Genomic DNA, 18,938 nt, shown 5'->3' with positions numbered 1-18,938 from the left:
CGGGGGGCCCGCCGTGAGTCCCCGGGGGGTTTGCTGATCGCCGCCGGGGGGCGGCGGGTCTGTGGGGGACCTTTTGTACACATCTGTGTTCATTGCTGTCGTGTCTCTGGCGCTCTTCTGGATGGCCGCCTTCACGCTCTGGTGGCAGATGCACGCGTGGCGGACCCCGGAGGTGCTGGCCTCCACGCGCTTCGACCGTCCCGACGGCGAGGGCCGCCTGGCCTTCTCGCTCCTGCTGCCCGCCCGCCACGAGCAGGCGGTCCTGGAGCACACCATCGACCGGCTCCTGGAATCGAGCCACACCGACTACGAGATCATCGTGATCGTCGGCCACGACGACCCCGGGACCACCGCCGTCGCCGAACGGGCCGCCGCCCGCCGGCCGGCCCGCGTCCGGGTCGTCGTCGACCACCACGAGCAGAAGAACAAGCCGAAGGCCCTCAACACCGCCCTCCCGTCCTGCCGCGGTGACATCGTCGGAGTCTTCGACGCCGAGGACCAGGTCCATCCCGAGCTGCTCGCCCACGTCGACCACGCCTTCCGCTCCACCGGCGCCGACGTGGTCCAGGGCGGGGTCCAGCTCATCAACTTCCACTCCAGCTGGTACAGCCTGCGCAACTGCCTGGAGTACTTCTTCTGGTTCCGCTCCCGGCTGCACCTGCACGCCGAGAAGGGCTTCATCCCGCTCGGCGGCAACACCGTCTTCGTGCGCACCGAGGTGCTGCGCGAGGCCGGCGGCTGGGACCAGGACTGCCTCGCCGAGGACTGCGACCTCGGGGTGCGGCTGTCGTCGGTCGGCAAGAAGGTGGTCGTCGCGTACGACTCCGACATGGTCACCCGGGAGGAGACGCCCGGCTCGCTGGTGAGCCTGCTCAAGCAGCGCACCCGCTGGAACCAGGGGTTCCTTCAGGTGTACCGCAAGAAGGACTGGCAGCAGCTGCCCGGGCGCGGTCAGCGCTGGCTGGCCCGCTACACGCTGATGACGCCCTTCATGCAGGCCGCCTCGGGTGTGATCATCCCGCTCAACTTCGCCGTGGCCGTCTTCCTCGACGTGCCGGTCGGCGTCGCGATCATCACCTTCCTTCCCCTGGTCACGGCGATGGTGACCTTCGTGTTCGAGATCGTGGGCCTGCACGACTTCGGCCGCCAGTACGGACTGCGCGTCCGCTTCGTGCACTACGTCAAGCTCGTCGTCGGCGGGCCGTTCTACCAGGTGATGCTCGCGGGAGCGGCGATCCGCGCGGTCTGGCGCGAGCAGCGCGGCCAGGTCGAGTGGGAGCTGACCAGCCACACCGGCGCCCACCTGACGTCCACCGCCATGCCCGAGGCGACGTCCGAAGCCGCCTCCACCTCCGCCTCCGCCTCCGCCTCCGCCTCCACCGCGATCCGAGAGGACAGCCGCCGGTGACCGCCACCCTGCCCACGGCCACTGATCCCCAGCCCGGAACCCGCACCGCCCCGGCCCGGCGGACGCCCCCCGGAGGGCGCCCCGGCGCCGGCCCGCCCGCGCCGGCCCGCCCGCTCGTGCGCTTCCGCTCCTCCCGCCCCGACCTGCTGCTGTGCGGCGCCCTGCTGCTGGTGACCGTGCTGGTGCAGGGCTGGAACATCACCGACTTCCCGACCCTGAGCGACGACGAGGGCACCTACCTCGCCCAGGCGTGGGCCGTCCAGCAGGGCGACGGCCTCGCCCACTACACGTACTGGTACGACCATCCGCCGCTCGGCTGGATCCAGCTCGCGGGCCTGACGTACCTGCCCTCCCTCTTCCTGCCCGACTCGATGACCGTGGCGTCGATGCGTTGCGCGATGCTCGCCGTCTCCGCCGCCTCCTCCGTGCTGATGTACGTCCTCGCGCGCCGGCTGTGGCTGCCGCGCTGGGCCGCGGGCCTCGCGATGGCCCTCTTCGGGCTGTCGCCGCTCTCCGTGGTCCTGCAGCGGGAGATCTTCCTCGACAACCTCGCCGTGATGTGGATGCTGCTGGCCTTCTGCCTCGCCGCGTCCCCGAACCGCCACCTGTGGCACCACTTCGGGTCCGGGCTCGCGGCCGCCACCGCCGTCCTGACCAAGGAGACGATGCTGGTGGTGCTACCGGCGCTGCTGGTGACGATGTGGCGCCACAGCCACCGCGATACCCGTAAGTTCGCCGTCACCGGAGCGATCACCGCCTGCGTGCTGATCGGACTGTCGTACCCCCTGTACGCCCTGCTCAACGGCGAGCTGCTGCCCGGTTCCGGGCACGTCTCGCTCATCGACGGCATCACCTACCAGATGGGCCGCGAGGGCTCCGGCTTCATCCTCACGCCCGGCTCCGGCTCGAACGGCGTCCTCCGGTCCTGGCTCTACTACGACACCGTCCTGCCGCTCGGCGGGCTGGCCGGCGCCGTCCTGCTGCTGGCCACCTTCCTCCCCCGAGCTCTCGGCTTCGCTCGAGCAGGGGGGACCCCCATGTCCGTCACCGCCCGCGCGCTGGCCGGCCCCGCGCTCGCCGCGGCGATCCTCGCCGTCGTCGCGATGCGGCCCACCGGCTACCTCCCGGCGATGTACGTGATCCAGGCGCTGCCCTTCCTCGCCCTCGTCCTGGCCGGGGGCGCGGCCGCCGTCACGCACGCCGTACTGCGCCGCGGCCGCGGCCCGGGGGAGCGCAGGCCGCGGGTGTGGGCGCGGTGGGCGCTGCTCGCCGTACTCGCCGCGTCGGCCGCGGTGTACGTGCTGCCGCGCTGGTACGAGGGCAATCGCACCGCGCTCACGGTGGACGCGAACGCCCCGTACCGGCAGGCCGCGGCCTGGCTCGGCAGCGAGGTCGCCGATCCGGCGAACACCCGGGTGCTGCTGGACGACGCGCTCTGGCTGGACGCGGTGCACCACGGCTTCGAGCCGGGCCTCGGCGCGATCTGGTTCTACAAGGCGGACCTCGACCCGGCCGTGACCCGGACCCTGCCGCGGGGCTGGCAGGACATCGACTACGTCGTCTCCTCGCCCACCGTGCGCCGTGACGCGGTGAACCTGCCCAACGTGCGGGCCGCGCTGGAGCATTCGGCGGTGGTGGCGGTCTTCGGGTCGGGCGAGGACCGCATCGAGATCCGCCGCACCGACCGACCCGCCCCCGGCGACGCGGGCGCCCCCGCCGCCCCCGCCGACCGCCCGAGTGGGAGCTGACTCACCATGAGCGAGGACATGCGGTCCCTCCGTGCCCCGATCGATCCGGACCTCACCCTTGCGCAGGCGGTGACCGGCAGCGTCACCCTCATCATCCCGACCTTCAACGAGGCGGGGAACATCCACGAGCTGCTGCGCCGGCTCGCTGACGCACTGCCCGACCCCGAACAGCTGCCCTGCGAGGTGCTGTTCGTGGACGACTCCACGGACGACACCCCCGCCGTCATCGAGAAGGCCGCCGCCGACCACCCCTTCCCGGTGTCCGTCCTGCACCGGGAGGCGGCCGCGGGCGGCCTCGGCGGCGCCGTCGTCGAAGGGATCGGACGCGCGGACACCGACTGGATCGTCGTCATGGACGCCGACCTCCAGCACCCGCCCCACCTGGTGCCCGAACTCGTCGGCGAGGGGATCCGCACCGGCGCCGACCTCGTCGTCGCCTCCCGCTACATCAGCGGCGGCAGCCGCGCCGGACTCGCCGGCAGCTACCGCATCGCCGTCTCCCGCGCCGCGACCTGGCTGGCCAAGGGGCTCTTCCCGCGCGCGCTCGGCGGCATCAGCGACCCGATGAGCGGGTTCTTCGCGATGCGCCGCCGCGTCGTGACCGCGGAGACACTGAAGCCCCTCGGCTACAAGATCCTGCTGGAGCTGGCGGTGCGCTGCCGCCCCCGCAAGGTCGCCGAGGTGCCCTTCGTCTTCCAGGACCGCTACTCGGGCGAGTCCAAGTCCACCGCCCGCGAGGGCCTGCGGTTCCTCGCCCACCTGGCCTCGCTGCGCTCCGCGACCCCGCTGGCCCGCATGATCGGCTTCGGACTGATCGGGCTCTCCGGCTTCGTCCCGAACCTGGCCGGGCTCTGGCTGCTGACCCACGCCGGGATGCACTACCTGCCCGCCGAGATCGTCGCCAACCAGGCGGGGGTCCTGTGGAACTTCCTCCTCATCGAGACCCTCCTCTTCCGAGACCGCCGGCGCCACCGCCACTGGGCCGACCGGATCGGCCGGTTCGCGCTGCTCGCCAACGCCGACCTGCTGCTGCGGATCCCGCTGATCGCGCTGCTCGTCACCCGGTTCGGGGCGGGGGCGCTGCCGGCCACCGCCCTCGCGCTGGTGACCACCTTCGTCCTGCGGTTCGCGGCCACCGAGGCCCTCGTCTATCTGCCGCGCCGCACCAGGAGCTGAGCCGCACCAGGAGTTGAGCCGCACCAGGAGTTGAGCCGCACAGAAAGGAAGCCTTCCATGCGTCTGACGATCCGGCGGAGGGCCGGGCGGCGGGCCGCCCTGCTCGCCGTCGGGGCGATGACCGCGGGCCTGCTGCTCACCGCACCGCAGCAGGCCATGGCCGGTCCGCCCAATCTGCTCTCCAACCCAAGTTTCGAGACCGCCGGCGCCGCCGGCTCCGACATGCCGTCCTGCTGGTCCAGGTCCGGCTGGGGCGACAACGACTTCGCCTTCGCCACCGTCGCCGACGCGCACAGCGGCACCAAGGCGATGAGGGTCTCGCTCACCCGCCGGGTGGACGGCGACCGCAAGGCCCTGGTCACCGAGAACGCCACCTGCGCCCCGAGCGTCACGCCGGGCCGGCAGTACGACCTGTCCGCCTGGTACAAGTCGAACACCCCGGACGTGTCGGTGACCGTGTTCCGCCACGACACGACGGCGGGCTGGCAGTACTGGACCGACCTGCAGAACCCGCCCGTCAGCACGGCCTGGGCGCGTACGGAGGTCCGCACGCCGGCCGTCCCGCCCCACACGGACAAGATCGCGTGGGGGCTGTCGGTCTACGGGGTGGGCACGCTCACCACCGACGACTACGCGCTGGAGGAGGTGGGCGCCGCCCCGCCGCAGCCGGTCTGCTCGGGTACGGCGGAGGAGTGCGCCAAGGGCAGGTGGGAGGTGATCCCGGCCAAGAACCCGGTGCGTTCGATGCACGCCGTCGTGCTGAAGAACGGCAAGGTGCTGCTGATCGCCGGCTCGGGCAACGACATCGCCCAGTTCAACGCGGGCACCTTCACCTCCGCCGTGTATGACCCGGCGAACGGGTCCTTCACATCGATCCCGACCCCGGTCGACATGTTCTGCGCGGGCCACGTGCAGCTGGCGGACGGCCGGGTGCTGGTGATGAGCGGCAACAAGGGGTACCCGTCGGCCGACGGCTCGATCGGCTACCAGGGGCTGAAGGACTCGTACACCTTCGACCCGGCGACCGAGACGTACACGAGGACGAACGACATGAACGGCGGGCACTGGTACCCGTCGGCGACGATCCTCGGCAACGGCGACGTGATCTCCTTCGGCGGGCTGAAGGAGGACTCGACGGGCAACGTGACCGCGGAGAAGTTCTCGGCGGCGCAGAACAAGTGGCTGCCGATGAACGAGGTCAACCAGACCTGGTCGTACTGGGGCCTGTATCCGTCGATGATCCTGATGCAGGACGGGCGGCTCTTCTACTCGGGCAGCCACACCTTCGGCAACGGCACCCCGGGCACCGGCGCCTCGATCTACGACTACGACGCCAACACCATCACCGATGTGCCGGGCCTGCGGAACAAGGACGAGCGGGACGAGTCGGCGAGCGTGCTGCTGCCCCCGGCCCAGGACCAGCGGGTGCTGACCATCGGGGGCGGCAACAACGAGCGCAACCCGGCGGCGAACCGGCTCACCGACATCATCGACCTCAAGCAGCCGGCCCCCGCCTACACGGCCGGCCCGCCGATCCCGCAGGGCCTGGTCGACCAGGGCCAGGGCAAGCGGCCGCAGACCGGCGCCGAGGGCAAGATGTTCGTGTCGGCGGTCCTGCTGCCGGACGGCAAGGTGCTGGAGACCGGCGGCGGGCTGCACGACCGGGCCGACCCGGTCTTCGAGGCCTCCTTCTTCGACCCGACGACCAACACCTACCGGGCGGGCCTGGCCACCGACCCGATCCCGCGGACCTACCACTCGGCGTCGTTCCTGATGCCGGACGGCCGGGTGATGTCGGTCGGCGACAACCCGGGCAACGGGACGTACAACCACAACGTGTCGGTCTACACCCCGCCCTACCTCTTCAAGGGAGCCCGCCCGCAGATCACTTCGGTGATCGACACACAGTGGGTGTACGGGGACATGCAGCGGATCACCGTCAACCGGCCGATCGCCAGGGCGGAGCTGATCCGTCCGGCGGCCGTCACCCACTCCTCGGACCCGAACCAGCGGTTCGTGGACCTGCCGATGACCGTCGACGGCAACAACATCGACCTCAATGTCACCAGCAACCCCAACCTGGCACCGCCCGGCTGGTACATGCTCTTCGCGGTCGACGCGAACGGCGTCCCGTCGATCGCGACCTGGGTGCACCTGGGCGGCCCGTCCGCACTGGCCGCCGCCCAGCAGCAGCCCTCCGCGCACGAGCACTCCTTCGCGAACAGGCCGGGACCGGCCAAGGCCAACCCGCCGAAGCGGGACTCCGTCCCGGTCGCGCCGAGCGCGGCCGGCTGCGACCGCCACTACGGCACGGCCAACGTGTGCGTGCCGACCCGCTTCCCGGACGGCGTGCAGGGGACGACGAAGGCCCGCTGCGACTGGCTGGCCGCCCACACGTACCCGAAGCGCCTGAAGGTCAACGGCAGTGATCCGCTGCGCCTCGACCCCGACCGCGACGGATACGCCTGCTGAACGCAACCAGAAAGGGGCCCGGCCGCGAATCTGCGGCCGGGCCCCTTTTTCCCGGGCTCAGTGCTGGTACGCGGCCAGCGAGATGCCGACGTAGTGGGCCACGAAGGCCGCGAGCGTCAGGGAGTGGAAGACCTCGTGGAAACCGAAGAAGCGGGGGGAGGGGTTGGGCCGCTTCATGCCGTAGATGACCCCGCCCACGCTGTAGAGGAGGCCGCCGACGATCACCAGGACCAGCACGGCGATCCCGCCGGTGCGCATGAAGTCGGGCAGGAAGAAGACCGCCGCCCAGCCCATGGCGATGTAGCAGGGGGTGTAGAGCCAGCGCGGTGCGCCGACCCAGAAGACGCGGAAGGCGATACCGGCGGCGGCCGCGATCCACACCGCCCACAGCAGGGTCCGCCCGGTGGACGGGGGCAGCAGCAGGACGGTCAGCGGGGTGTAGGTGCCCGCGATGATCAGGAAGATGTTGGCGTGGTCGAGCCGGCGCAGGATGGCCTCGCCCCGCGGTCCCCAGGTACCGCGGTGGTAGACCGCGCTCACGCCGAAGAGCAGGCAGGCCGTGAGGATGTACACCCCGCAGGCGACCCGGGCCCGGGTGGAGTCGGTGAAGGCCATCAGGACCAGGCCCGCGACGACCACGGCGGGGAACATCCCGAGGTGCAGCCAGCCGCGCAGCAGCGGCTTCTCCTCCAGGGCGGTCTCGGCCGCCTCCAGGGCCTCGACGACCGGTGTGGCCTCGTTGGCCGGGACGGCGGCGGCATCAGAAGTCATGCGCGCCATGCTACCTACGGGTCCGTAGGTTTCCGTCAGTGCTCTTTACGGAAGATTGACGGACGTGGCAATGCTCACGTGAGAGGCCCTCTGGACATATGCGCACATCCACCGGATGATCAGATGAGTGCGGTCGACACCGGATGAGCGGAGCGCGAAGCGTCCGGGTCGCAGCCCCCACGGGGCCTACACCAAACAAACCCCTCAACAAGGAGCAATCGTGGCGCGCGACAACGCGGCTCCCACTATCCCGACGACTCACCAGGAGCTGATCTCCTGGGTGGACGAGATCGCAGCCCTCACCCAGCCGGACCGCGTCGTCTGGTGCGACGGCTCCGAGGGCGAGTACGAGCGCCTGTGCGAGGAGCTCGTAGCCAAGGGAACGTTCAAGAAGCTCGACGAGACGAAGCGCCCGAACTCCTACTACGCCGCCTCCGACCCCTCCGACGTCGCGCGCGTCGAGGACCGGACCTTCATCTGCTCCGAGAAGGAGGAGGACGCGGGCCCGACCAACCACTGGAAGGCCCCTTCCGAGATGAAGGAGATCTTCGCGGGGGACAAGGGCATCTTCCGCGGTTCCATGAAGGGCCGGACGATGTACGTCGTCCCGTTCTGCATGGGCCCCCTCGGCTCCGAGCTCTCCGCGATCGGCGTCGAGATCACCGACTCCGCCTACGTCGCGGTCGCCATGCGCACCATGACCCGCATGGGCAAGCCCGTCCTCGACGAGCTCGGCACCGACGGGTTCTTCGTCAAGGCCGTCCACACCCTCGGCGCTCCGCTCGCCGAGGGCGAGACCGACGTGCCGTGGCCCTGCAACACCACCAAGTACATCTCGCACTTCCCGGAGACCCGCGAGATCTGGTCCTACGGATCCGGCTACGGCGGCAACGCCCTCCTCGGCAAGAAGTGCTACGCCCTGCGCATCGCATCCGTCATGGCCCGCGACGAGGGCTGGCTCGCCGAGCACATGCTCATCCTCAAGCTCACCCCGCCGGCCGGCGAGGGCGAGGCGAAGTACATCGCCGCCGCCTTCCCCTCCGCCTGCGGCAAGACGAACCTCGCCATGCTGGAGCCCACGATCCCCGGCTGGACCGTCGAGACCGTCGGTGACGACATCGCCTGGATGCGCTTCGGCGAGGACGGCCACCTCTACGCGATCAACCCCGAGGCCGGCTTCTTCGGCGTCGCCCCCGGCACCGGTGCGCACACCAACGCCAACGCCATGAAGACCATGTACGCCAACACCGTCTTCACCAACGTCGCGCTCACCCCCGACGGCTCCGACGTGTGGTGGGAGGGCATGACCGAAGAGGCGCCCGCCCACCTCATCGACTGGAAGGGCAACGCCTGGACCCCGGAGTCCGGGACCCCGGCCGCCCACCCCAACGCCCGCTTCGCCGTCCCCGCCGCCCAGTGCCCGACGATCGCCCCCGAGTGGGAGGACCCCAAGGGCGTCCCGATCTCCGCGATCCTCTTCGGCGGCCGCCGCGCCTCCGCCGTCCCGCTGGTCACCGAGTCCTTCGACTGGAACCACGGCGTCTTCATCGGCTCGAACATCGCCTCCGAGAAGACCGCCGCCGCCGAGGGCAAGGTCGGCGAACTGCGCCGCGACCCCTTCGCCATGCTGCCGTTCTGCGGCTACAACATGGGCGACTACATGGGCCACTGGGTCGACGTCGCCAAGGGCAAGGACCAGTCCAAGCTCCCGAAGATCTACTACGTGAACTGGTTCCGCAAGAACGACGCGGGCAAGTTCGTGTGGCCCGGCTTCGGCGAGAACAGCCGCGTCCTCAAGTGGATCGTCGGCCGCCTCGACGGCACCGCCGCGGGCGTCGACACCCCCATCGGCATCCTGCCGACCAAGGAGTCCCTCGACCTCGACGGCCTGGACCTCCCGGCCGAGGACCTCGACTTCCTCCTCACCGTCGACAAGGAAGTCTGGCGCGACGAGGCCTCCCTGGTCCCCGAGCACCTGAACACCTACGGCGACCACACTCCCAAGGAGCTGTGGGACCAGTACCACGCACTCGTGGAGCGCCTGGGCTGAGCCGGGACACGCCCTGAAGAAGGGCCATTGAACGTGGGAGCCCCCGACCAAGCGGCGCCCACCGCTGTGGGAGCCCCCGACCAAGCGGTTCCCACCGCAGCACATGACCGACCTCAAGAGCGTCCGCGCTCCTCCAGGTAGGCCGTGTGCGTCTGCTGACGGCGGGCCTCTGCTTCGCGGAGGTCCGCCGTCACTCTTTCCGCCTCCTCGTACAACAGGTCCAGCTGACGCTCCAGATGGCGCTCCGGCGACTCCCCGCCCGGCGTCAGCCGGTTCCACCAGCGGGTCCGGTTGTACGTGTCCACGCACTCCGGCACGTCCCGCCGGATCGCCCGCGACAGCGCGTGCACCGCCTCCGGCTCGGTGGCCAGGACCTCCGCCACCCACCCAGGCTCCAGCAGCGCCCCGTACAGCTCCAGCAGCCCCTCCCACCCGGCCCCGGGCGTCATCGGCAGCTCCACCTCGCCCAGGTACTCCTTCAGCCGCGTGAAATCCGCGCGCAGCGCGCCGACCTCCTCGCTCGGGTCGAAGGGCGGCACCACCACCCGCTCCGGCGGGGCGATCAGCGCGCCCGCCCCGTACAGCCCGGCGATCACCACCGGCCAGTACGCGCCGGCCACCCCGGCGAGGGTCAGGCCCAGCCCGACCACGCCACAGGCGGAGCCCGCCAGGTTCTTCCTCGACTCCAGGTGACCGAGCATCCGGCGCGCCCTACTGGTAGCCACGGATCTCCTCGAAGGCTCCGGCCAGCGAACCGCCCCCGGCTACCGCTGGGGGGACCCCCGTGCCGGTGGCGTCGAAGAGCCGCCCGCCGGTCAGTTCGGCGATGTGGGTGAGCTCCTTGCGGTCCGAGTCCCCGAACAGCACCGCGAAGACGGGCGTCTGCTTCTGCGCCGGCGGCAGCGCCGCGTAGAAGGAGTCGAAGTGCCCCGCCCCGACACCCTCGGTGTTCTCGCCGTCCGTCATCAGCACGATCGAGGTGAACGCATCCGCACCGCCCTTGCCGAGGTGCTGGTACGCCGCCTCCAGACTGCCGTACACCGCCGTACCCCCGTCCGGCTCCAGCGACTTCACGTCCCCCCGGATCGCGTCCAGGGCCGGACCCGGATTGCCGGGCTCGACGACGTGCGTGCGCACCTTCTTCACCTTGGACCCGAAGGGCAGCAGCGTCACCTCCTCGCGGTCCCGGAACCGCTGCCCGGTGCCCGAACTGCCCGAACCCGTCAGGTCGGTGAGCGCCGACTTCAGCCGCCCGATCCGGTCCTCCTCGCTCATCGAACCCGAGGTGTCCAGGACGTACACCGTCCGCGAGGGCCGACGCAGCTCGTTCTCGTACGAGGCCAGCAACCCGTCGGCGACCGAACGCGAACCCGGGAAGGGCAGCTCGCGCCGCTTCTCCGCGTCCAGCCCCGCGGCCGGCGCCACCCCGGCCGCCACCGGGCGGCGGAAGGTCTGCTCGGTGATCGCCTTCTGCGCCTCGGGACCGCGCAGGTACTCCGTGAGCGCCCGCCCCGCGTCACGGGCCCCGGCCGGGGCCGAGGTCAGCAGCGTCAGCGGATAGTGGGCGGTGACCACACCGTCGCGCGGCCGGACCACCGTCAGCGGAGCCCCGGCGCCCTTCGCGTCCCGGTTCATGGACAGCAGCACCGACTCGTAGTTCACCAGCGCGTCCACGTCCCCGCGCTTGGCGTAGGCGCTCACGAGCCAGCCCGAGGACCCCGAGGTCAGCTTCTGCCCGGCGAAGAACTCCTTCAGCCGGGGCGTGGCCGCCTTCACGTCCGCATCGCTCAGCGCCGCCTGCGCGCCCGACAGCCCCGAGGCCACCGACACCAGCGCCGAGAAACCCGAGTTGGAGCGCACCGGGTCCGTCATCCCGTACGTCAGCCTCCCGGCGGCGACGGCCTCGTGCACCGCCGGCCACGTCACCTCACCGGGCTTCCAGCCGAGCCGGGCCAGAGCCTCCGGCTTCACCCCGAGCGCGACCGGCGAGGACATCACCGGCGTCTCGCTGGAGAGCTTCCCGGCCGCCTCCGGCCGCAGCCGCAGGTAGTCGTTGGAGGAGAGCCAGATCGCGTCGTACTTGCCGTCCGCGTTCCCCGAGGCGACCTGCTCGGCGGCGTCCAGCGTCCCCGACCAGGTCAGCTCGACACTGACGCCGGTGGCCGCCCTGGCGGCCTTCAGCACCGGCTCCATGTCGCTGAGCTCGCTGGAGGCCAGCACCCGCAGGTGGCCGTCCTTGTACGTCGACCGCTCGGGCTCGGCGGGCCCGTCGGCGCTGCAGCCCGTCGCGGTCATGAGCCCGGCGAGCGCCAGGCCGATCCAGCCCCGCCGGCGTCGCAGCGGCCTCACCGGGAACCCCCGTCGAGCGCACCGGCGGTCCGCGTCCGCGCGAGATGCGCCGACGCCGTCTGCAACTCCCCGGCCAGCGACTCCACCGTCGCCGCCATGTTCTGCGTCGCCTGCACCTTGAACGCGTCGATCGCGTCCAGCGTCCGGTAGATCTGCGCGAAGGCCGTCCGCAGGGTCTCCACGCCCACCGCCGGGTCGGCCGCGATCCGCTGGATCTCGCCGCTCTGCGTGGACAGCATCTCCGCGTTGCCCCGGATCAGCTCCTCGGTGGTCCCCTTCAGGGCATTGACCTGCTCGATCACCTTGCGCTGGTTGTCGAGGGCCGAAGCCAGCATCACGGCGATCCGCAGCGCCGACACGGTGGTGGTGGCGGCCCGGTCGACGCCCTTGATCAGCTCGTCGTTGTTGCGCCGGACCACGTCCATCGCCAGGTAGCCCTGCGCGCACACGGCCAGCTGCGTCAACAGGTCCTGGTGCTTCTGCCGGACCGGGAAGAGCACGTCCGCGCGCATCGCGTCGGCCGCCTGCGGATCGGTGTGCTCCGCCTCGGCGATCCGCTGCTCGACGGCACCGTCCAGGGCCTCGGTGAGGACGGCGTACTCCTGCAGTTTGCCCATGGTCTCCCACAGGCGCGAGCGCTCGGTGTGCAGGGCCGCGTTGTCGCGGCGCAGCTCGTCCTGGCCGCTGCGCAGCGAGCCCACGATCTTGTTGAGGGCGGCCTGCGAGGAGGCGTACTTCGCCACGTGGTCGCGGAACCTGTTACCGCCCAGCTTCGAGAGGATCCCCTTGAAGCCCTTGCCCGGCGTGTCCCGCGGGTCGAGGTCCTCGACGGTGCGGCGCAGCTCGACCAGCGACCCGGCGACGCGGGCCTGGGCGTCGCCACCGCCGTCGGAGCCCAGCGAGCGTACGGCCCGCTCCAGCATCCGGTTGGACTGCTGGGCGGCGGTGCGGACGTCGGCCGCGCCGAGTCCGGCGATCTCGCCGATGCGCTGGGCGAACTCGGGGGAGCGGGCGTCGATCGCGGCGAGCGAGCCCACGTACTCCCCGGCCCGGCGGGCCATCTCCTCACGGACGCCGTCCTGGAGCGGGACCAGCCCGGCGGCCTGCTCCCTGCGTACGGGGGCGACGGGCTCCGGAGGGCTCAGGTGGAAGGACGTGTCCTCGGGCGGTGTCAGTGTCATGGCGTGTCCCCCTGGCCCTTGGCGCGCTGGGCCAGCGCCATCAGGATCTTGACGGTGGGTGTGCCGACCTGGCGGATGCCGGTCAGACCCGTGTTGAGGTAGGCGGTGTGCGGCATCGTCGCGGCGGTGAACTCGGCCACGCCCTCCTGCGGGCGGAACCCGCGGAGCACGGCCAGTTCGCGCAGCTTCGGATCGGTGGCGAGCAGGGCGCCCAGCTCCCGCGCCCGCTCCGTCAGCGGCACGAAGGTGTGCGCCGAGTTGACGGTGGTGTCCGGGTAGAGCACGACCATGTCGCCCGGATCCTGGTGCTGCATCAGCAGCGAGGCCACCTGGGACTCGTACACCAGGATCAGCGGTTCGCCGCTGCCGCTGATGAAGGCCCGGAAGGGGTCGTCGGTGCTGGGCTCCAGCGCACCCTGGACCGAGATCAGCTTCCGCATCAGGGGTGCGGTGCGGGCGATGCCGGCGTCGTCGGCGACCACGGTGTTGCCGTTCGCGACGTTGGACGTGGCGGCGAGGAAGAGGGCGCCGGAGTTGGAGGAGGCAGGGTCGGTGGTCTTGATGAACACCGTGCCGGTCAGCTCGGCGTGGGCCGCGGAGCCGGGCAGCTGCTGCCAGGTGCGGTCCTCACCGGCGGCCTTGAGGAAGGCGCCCATGAGCAGGGTCCCGGAGTTCTTGCCGGTCATCCTGGCGAGGCCGTTGTCGGCCAGCACCTTGGCGGCGCCGGGTCGGGCGATGACGACGAGCGGGGAGAAGAAGGGCCTGGTCTCCTGGGCTCCCTTGAGCCCGGCCGCCGCCGCGACCTCCTTGGCGGGTTCACTGCTGCTGGGGAAGGCGAAGTCGAACTCCTTGAGGGCGAGTTGGTCCATCGCCCAGGAGCCGGAGGTCTCCGTCTTCACGGTGTAGCCCTTGGCGGCAAGGGCCTTGACGACGTCGGGGTCGCGGAAGAATTCGGACTTCTCCGAGCCGATGACGCCACGCACGGTCTTCGTTGCCGTGGTTTCTGGGTGATCCTGCCCCTGGAACGCGACGAGGTAGAGCACGCCGCCGATCAGGAGGAGGCCCAGGACGATTCCTAGGATGCGTCTCACGGGTGCAGCGTGCTCGCGGAAACCCACATTCCGCGAGGAGTTGAATGAACGTCAGGTGTCCAGGTGGTCCCACTTCGAAATGCTGTGTGGGCCCTCGGGTGCTGGTGGGCGGGGCGGCGGCCCGGGAGGATCGGGGCATGGGCGTGAGTGCGTTGAAGTGGCAGGGCTGGCTGGTCGGCCTGGTGACGGTGGCCGGGCTGCTGGTGTTCGCCCCGCTGGCTCTGTACGTGTGGGCGAGCGGCGGCGATCCGCCACAGGCACCGCCGCGGGCGGCGGTGGAGGACGTACGGGTCACCGGGTGCCGAATCGATCCGGCGAGCCGCCGGGTGGTGGCCGCCGTGGAGGCGACGGGACGCCCCGAGGGGCCGGGCGCCTACGTCGTCACGGTGGGGTTCCGCGACCGCGCCGATGCGGACCCGGGCGGGCGGGCCGCGCAGGCGCTGGTGAAGATCCCGGTCGTGGCCCCGGGCGCGACCGAGTACGGGGAGGCGGTCGGCCCGGTGTGGCCGGTGGCGACGGTGCCCTGGTGCGGGGTCGCCGGCGCGGAGTTCGCGCGGGCGGCCCGGTGATCCCTCGGCAGGGAGTCGCCACCGGTCCTCACCGTGCGGCGATCAGCCGTTCTGGTTCACCTTGATGACGACGGTGCTGCACACCTTGTCGGCGAAGGTCTGCTTCTTCTCGTCCCACAGCGGCCACAGGTAGCCGATGTAGCAGGCGGCGCCGTCCAGGAAGTGCGCCAGCTTGCGGACGAACGCCATGCCGAAGCCGATCGTGGACCCGTCGGTCTCACGGTGCAGGCTGATGCCGACGATCCTCTTGCCGATCGACTGGCCGGTGGTGCCTTCCTTGTACAGCTGGAAGACGGCCATGCCGAGCGTGTACAGCATGCCGATCAAGCTGAGGATGCCGGCGATCGCCTCGGTCGACTCGTCACTGGCGACGGCCGCGCCGAGACCGATCAGCGCGTACATCGGGCCGAGGATGATCAGCAGGTCGAGCAGGTACGCGCCGACGCGCAGCCCCCAGTGGGCCAGCGGCGGCATCCCCGAACCCGGCATGCCCGGCGCGGGCATTCCCGGCGGCGGGTAGGCACCGTACGGCGGCGGGGCCTGCTGCGGGTAGCCGTACTGCGGGACGGCGCCCTGCGGAGGCTGCTGCGGGTAGCCGTACTGCGGAGGGACGCCCTGCGGGGCCTGCTGCGGGTGGCCGGGCTGGCCCTGCGGGGGCTGCTGGCCGTACGGATTGTTCGGGTCGCCGAAGCTCATGGGCGAATCTCTCCAGAATGCTCGAACGGGGACGAAGCGGAGCGGAGGAGATTGACCATGTGGAGCGGCCTCCCCCGTGCTGCCGCGATCTTTCAGCCCTCATCGTGTTCGGAGCACCGGAATCTGTCCAATTTCCGCCCCTGCCGCAGGCTCGCGCGCAGGGACCGTGGCACCCGGTCCGGAGCCTCCGCGGCCCCGGACCGGGGCCGTCTAGAGGGCGCCGGCCAGGTCCGAGGACTTCAGGGCGGCGGCGTGCGCGTCCATGCGCTCGGCCGCGAGGATCGCGACGGTGGTGTCGGCGCGGGACGCGGCGACGAGAAGCGCGCGGGCGGCGAGGTCGTGGGCGCGCTGGTGCAGTGCGGCAGCGCCCTCGGGGGAGTGCCGCGGCGCGCGGGCGGGCTGGGCTCCGCGCAGCCGCGCGACCTGCGCGGCGATCTCGGTGGCGTCCTCGTCGAGCCCGAGCTCGTCGGTGACGGCGAGAAGGGCGGCGAGATGGCCGGCGAGCTGCACGTCCAGCGCTTCGGCACGGCTGCTGTGGGGGTAGTCGGCCGGGGCGGCGCCCATGCGGTGGACGACCGGCTTCGTGCGGATCGGCTCGTACATGAGGTGGCCTCCTGCGTGGTCAGGAGACCATCCTACATTGGATTGGTTCTAAAGTTGAGCTGAATCCTGTTGTTGGGGGTGCGTCTCACCGGGTGGACGCCGGCGAGACCGCGCGTACGCGCCTACACCTGGCTGTAGCCGTCGAGGAAGTTCCCGATCCGGGTCACCGCATCGGCCAGATCCTTGGCGTTCGGCAGGGTCACGATCCGGAAGTGGTCCGGCTCGGGCCAGTTGAAGCCCGTACCGTGCACCACCATGATCTTCTCGGCCCGCAGCAGGTCGAGGACCATCTGCCGGTCGTCCTTGATCTTGTAGACGGACGGGTCCAGCCTGGGGAAGGCGTACAGCGCGCCCTTCGGCTTCACGCAGGTGACGCCCGGGATCTGGGTGAGCAGGTCGTACGCGACGTTGCGCTGCTCCAGGATCCGCCCACCGGGCAGGACCAGGTCCTCGATCGACTGCCGGCCGCCGAGCGCGGTGGCCACGGCGTGCTGGGAGGGCATGTTCGCGCACAGGCGCATGTTGGCCAGGACCGTGAGGCCCTCGATGTAGCAGGAGGCGTGCTTCTTCGGGCCGCAGACCGCCATCCAGCCGGCCCGGTAGCCGGCGACGCGGTAGTTCTTCGAGAGCCCGTTGAAGGTCAGCGTCAGCAGGTCGGGGGCGATGGCGGCGGTGTTGTGGTGCACGGCGCCGTCGTACAGGATCCGGTCGTAGATCTCGTCCGAGCAGACGACCAGGTTGTGGCGGCGCGCGATGTCCGTCAGCCCGCGCAGCATCTCTTCGTCGTAGACGGCGCCGGTCGGGTTGTTCGGGTTGATGATGACGATCGCCTTGGTGCGATCGGTGACCTTGCGCTCGATGTCGGCGAGGTCGGGCATCCAGTCGGACTGCTCGTCGCAGCGGTAGTGCACGGCCGTGCCGCCGGCGAGGGAGACGGAGGCGGTCCACAGCGGGTAGTCCGGTGCGGGGACCAGGACCTCGTCGCCGTCGTCGAGCAGCGCCTGCATCGACATCTGGATCAGCTCGGAGACGCCGTTGCCGAGGTAGATGTCCTCGACGTCCAGGTCGATGCCCTTGGTCTGGTAGTGCTGCATGACCGCGCGGCGCGCGGAGAGCAGCCCCTTCGCATCGCCGTAACCGTGGGCGGTGCCCAGGTTGCGGAGCATGTCCTCAAGGATCTCCGGCGGGCACTCGAAGCCGAAGGCCGCGGGGTTGCCCGTGTTGAGCTTGAGGATGCGATGACCTGCTGCTTCGAGCCGCATCGCCTCTTCGAGCACGGGGCCGCGGATCTCGTAACAGACATTGGCGAGTTTGGTTGACTGGATCACCTGCATGACGGGAGCTTACGGGCCCGGGTGCGAGCGTGACGTGCGTTTTCGAAGAGTGGCCCGAGGTTGATTTGTCCCACTTCGGGCAATGGGTGGGTGGGGGTGCGGTCCCCCCTTGGAATCCGGGGCCGCGCCCCGCCCCGACCTGCGGAATGGGTGGAGCTGGGGTGGGTGGGAGCGCATGGTGTTGCGCTCGTCACCCCGGGTGCCGCAGAAGATCGGGAGCGCCCGGTACGCCGCACGGGCGCGGGGCGTCGGTACGAGGGCGTGAGGGCGGGACGGTACGAGGCGTGAGTACGCCGCATGAGTACGCCGCATGAGTACGCGCACTCATGCGGGCGCCCGTGCCGCGGTGGAGGCTGGAGGCATGCACCAGGGCGAGCGGGAAGCCGGGTCGGCACGGTCATCGTCGCCGCGGCGGGCGTCCTGATGGTGGCGGGGGCGGTCCTCATGGGCCTGCTCCTGCCGGTGTTCCGGAACGGCGGCAACTGAGGGGCGCGAGACAGTGGTTTTCGTAGTCGGTGACATGGAGATCGCCACGGTCGGCACGGATGGCGACGACCGGGCGATCGAGTTCCTGGTCAGGCCGGAAGGAGTCGTGGAGGAGGGTCACTTCGCGATCTTCCGCGACCACGACCAGGACTGGGAGTCGGCCCGCCTCGCCATCGCCCCCGACTCGGGCAGCGTCCCGCTGGCCGCGGTGGAATGGGCGGTGGAATTCGCCCGCGAGTACCTCTGAGGGGGCTTCGGGGGGCCGGGGTGAGGGTGGGGATGGGAGCGGGGGTGGGAGCGGGGGTGCGGGAGGGCAGGGGGTCGCGCGGGCGGGGTCGGTGACCTTCGGGGGTCTGCGGTGGGCCGGGTCCGCGGGGGCGGTGGTCAGGGACGCGTATGGGGGTTTCCCGTCAGTCTCATCGTCTCTCCGTGTCGGGCCGGTCCCTCAAGGGCGCTCCTCCTTCGTCGTCGCGTCGCTGCGCGATGGCCTTCGGCCACCCTTGACCGACCGTCCCGCCCCGGAAATCCGAAGACTGCCGGGAAACCCCCAAAGGAACGGGCCGGGCCTTCCTTTCATGGACGGGGACATCAGAGATCCGCGACCCGGCCGGGGTGGGCGCACTTCCGAGGCCGGGCCCATCCGGAGCGGCCTGCCGGGCCGGGGGAAGCGCATCCAATCGCTACGCGCTCCTCATCTCTCAGCGTCCGACGACCGTCCAGGGCTGGACATAAGCCGCCCACGACCCGTTGACGCTTCCCCTCCACGCGTCCGACGACCGGCCGGGGCCATTGAGAGGGGCTGACGGCTGATCCCTCGACTATGTCGTCGTGGATGCAGGTCAGCGAGGGACTGAGTCCACGGGCAGGGGTGCAGGCAGGGGCAATTGGGGCAAACCGTTGGCCTTCTGAGACGCCTACGTGCGCTGACCCGTCCCCACGACGGAATAGCCGCTGTCCGGCGCCTTTCCGCCCCCGAGAGGGGCCGGACGCCGTCGATGAGAAGC

At 70.8% G+C, this 18,938-nt stretch carries 15 protein-coding genes; 7 read left to right on the top strand and 8 right to left on the bottom strand.

Going from position 1 to position 18,938, the window contains the following annotated elements; genetic code table 11:
* Positions 1-73: 73 nt before the first annotated feature.
* From IE257_RS19165 to IE257_RS19150, 4 genes are read left to right on the top strand one after another with little or no spacing between them, the layout of a single operon-like run.
* Positions 74-1,408 (top strand): glycosyltransferase, encoded by a 1,335-nt coding sequence (locus tag IE257_RS19165; protein WP_189970254.1) that lies wholly within the window; start codon positions 74-76, stop codon positions 1,406-1,408.
* On the top strand, positions 1,405-3,156 hold the full coding sequence (locus IE257_RS19160; RefSeq protein WP_229920513.1) for an ArnT family glycosyltransferase: 1,752 nt from the start codon (positions 1,405-1,407) through the stop codon (positions 3,154-3,156). The genes IE257_RS19165 and IE257_RS19160 overlap by 4 nt, the downstream gene beginning before the upstream one ends.
* Before the next feature lie 18 nt (positions 3,157-3,174).
* Entirely contained in the window at positions 3,175-4,332 is a 1,158-nt protein-coding gene (locus tag IE257_RS19155) for a glycosyltransferase (protein ID WP_229920554.1), read from the top strand.
* Positions 4,333-4,389: 57 nt separating this feature from the next.
* Entirely contained in the window at positions 4,390-6,804 is a 2,415-nt protein-coding gene (locus tag IE257_RS19150; protein WP_189970250.1) for a galactose oxidase family protein, read from the top strand.
* Positions 6,805-6,861: 57 nt separating this feature from the next.
* On the opposite strand, the gene trhA is transcribed toward IE257_RS19150, so the two are convergent.
* The gene (gene trhA, locus IE257_RS19145; protein ID WP_030390232.1) at positions 6,862-7,575 is read right to left on the bottom strand and encodes a PAQR family membrane homeostasis protein TrhA; all 714 of its coding nucleotides are present in this window, start codon (positions 7,573-7,575) and stop codon (positions 6,862-6,864) included.
* 220 nt (positions 7,576-7,795) lie between these two features.
* On the opposite strand from trhA, the gene IE257_RS19140 reads away from it, so the two are divergent.
* Positions 7,796-9,625 (top strand): phosphoenolpyruvate carboxykinase (GTP), encoded by a 1,830-nt coding sequence (locus tag IE257_RS19140; protein WP_189970248.1) that lies wholly within the window; start codon positions 7,796-7,798, stop codon positions 9,623-9,625.
* Between the two features lie 113 nt (positions 9,626-9,738).
* On the opposite strand, the gene IE257_RS19135 is transcribed toward IE257_RS19140, so the two are convergent.
* Genes IE257_RS19135 through IE257_RS19120 form a run of 4 tightly spaced genes read right to left on the bottom strand, consistent with a single transcriptional unit; the run spans position 9,739 to position 14,246 of the window.
* Positions 9,739-10,350 carry a hypothetical protein gene (locus IE257_RS19135; protein WP_189970246.1) on the bottom strand — a complete coding sequence of 204 codons (612 nt, stop codon included), beginning with the start codon at positions 10,348-10,350 and terminating at the stop codon, positions 9,739-9,741.
* Positions 10,337-11,920 (bottom strand): substrate-binding and vWA domain-containing protein, encoded by a 1,584-nt coding sequence (locus IE257_RS19130; protein WP_189970969.1) that lies wholly within the window; start codon positions 11,918-11,920, stop codon positions 10,337-10,339. The genes IE257_RS19135 and IE257_RS19130 overlap by 14 nt, the downstream gene beginning before the upstream one ends.
* A gap of 50 nt (positions 11,921-11,970) precedes the next feature.
* Complete coding sequence (locus tag IE257_RS19125; RefSeq protein ID WP_189970244.1) at positions 11,971-13,155, bottom strand: toxic anion resistance protein; 1,185 nt, start codon at positions 13,153-13,155, stop codon at positions 11,971-11,973.
* Positions 13,152-14,246 carry a substrate-binding domain-containing protein gene (locus IE257_RS19120; RefSeq protein ID WP_229920512.1) on the bottom strand — a complete coding sequence of 365 codons (1,095 nt, stop codon included), beginning with the start codon at positions 14,244-14,246 and terminating at the stop codon, positions 13,152-13,154. Before IE257_RS19120 ends, IE257_RS19125 begins: the two co-directional genes overlap by 4 nt.
* A 143-nt stretch (positions 14,247-14,389) precedes the next feature.
* Between IE257_RS19120 and IE257_RS19115 the strand changes: the two genes are divergently transcribed.
* On the top strand, positions 14,390-14,815 hold the full coding sequence (locus IE257_RS19115; RefSeq protein WP_189970241.1) for a hypothetical protein: 426 nt from the start codon (positions 14,390-14,392) through the stop codon (positions 14,813-14,815).
* 42 nt (positions 14,816-14,857) lie between these two features.
* Here the strand turns inward: IE257_RS19115 and IE257_RS19110 are convergent, their stop codons facing one another.
* The 3 genes from IE257_RS19110 to IE257_RS19100 all read right to left on the bottom strand — a co-directional run bounded on the left by IE257_RS19110 (position 14,858) and on the right by IE257_RS19100 (position 17,448).
* Positions 14,858-15,511: an RDD family protein gene (locus IE257_RS19110; protein WP_189970239.1), complete on the bottom strand. Its 654-nt coding sequence runs from the start codon at positions 15,509-15,511 to the stop codon at positions 14,858-14,860.
* 210 nt (positions 15,512-15,721) lie between these two features.
* Positions 15,722-16,114: an SCO4983 family protein gene (locus IE257_RS19105; protein ID WP_189970237.1), complete on the bottom strand. Its 393-nt coding sequence runs from the start codon at positions 16,112-16,114 to the stop codon at positions 15,722-15,724.
* A 122-nt stretch (positions 16,115-16,236) separates the two neighbouring features.
* Entirely contained in the window at positions 16,237-17,448 is a 1,212-nt protein-coding gene (locus IE257_RS19100) for a pyridoxal phosphate-dependent aminotransferase (RefSeq protein WP_189970235.1), read from the bottom strand.
* 499 nt (positions 17,449-17,947) lie between these two features.
* On the opposite strand from IE257_RS19100, the gene IE257_RS19095 reads away from it, so the two are divergent.
* Entirely contained in the window at positions 17,948-18,181 is a 234-nt protein-coding gene (locus IE257_RS19095; RefSeq protein ID WP_030390222.1) for a hypothetical protein, read from the top strand.
* Positions 18,182-18,938: the final 757 nt, after the last annotated feature.

It is taken from the genome of Streptomyces avidinii (assembly GCF_014650695.1).
Taxonomy (GTDB): Bacteria; Actinomycetota; Actinomycetes; order Streptomycetales; family Streptomycetaceae; genus Streptomyces; species Streptomyces avidinii.
The sequence above is the reverse complement of the archived record's forward strand: the minus strand, read 5'-3'. Positions and strand labels throughout refer to the sequence as shown.

Coding starts and splice junctions, on each gene's coding strand:
- IE257_RS19110 (WP_189970239.1), bottom strand. CDS start 15,511: ATGAGCTTCGGCGACCCGAACAATCCGTACGGCCAGCAGCCCCCGCAG.
- IE257_RS19100 (WP_189970235.1), bottom strand. CDS start 17,448: ATGCAGGTGATCCAGTCAACCAAACTCGCCAATGTCTGTTACGAGATC.
- IE257_RS19155 (WP_229920554.1), top strand. CDS start 3,175: ATGCGGTCCCTCCGTGCCCCGATCGATCCGGACCTCACCCTTGCGCAG.
- trhA (WP_030390232.1), bottom strand. CDS start 7,575: ATGACTTCTGATGCCGCCGCCGTCCCGGCCAACGAGGCCACACCGGTC.
- IE257_RS19150 (WP_189970250.1), top strand. CDS start 4,390: ATGCGTCTGACGATCCGGCGGAGGGCCGGGCGGCGGGCCGCCCTGCTC.
- IE257_RS19105 (WP_189970237.1), bottom strand. CDS start 16,114: ATGTACGAGCCGATCCGCACGAAGCCGGTCGTCCACCGCATGGGCGCC.
- IE257_RS19130 (WP_189970969.1), bottom strand. CDS start 11,920: ATGACCGCGACGGGCTGCAGCGCCGACGGGCCCGCCGAGCCCGAGCGG.
- IE257_RS19125 (WP_189970244.1), bottom strand. CDS start 13,155: ATGACACTGACACCGCCCGAGGACACGTCCTTCCACCTGAGCCCTCCG.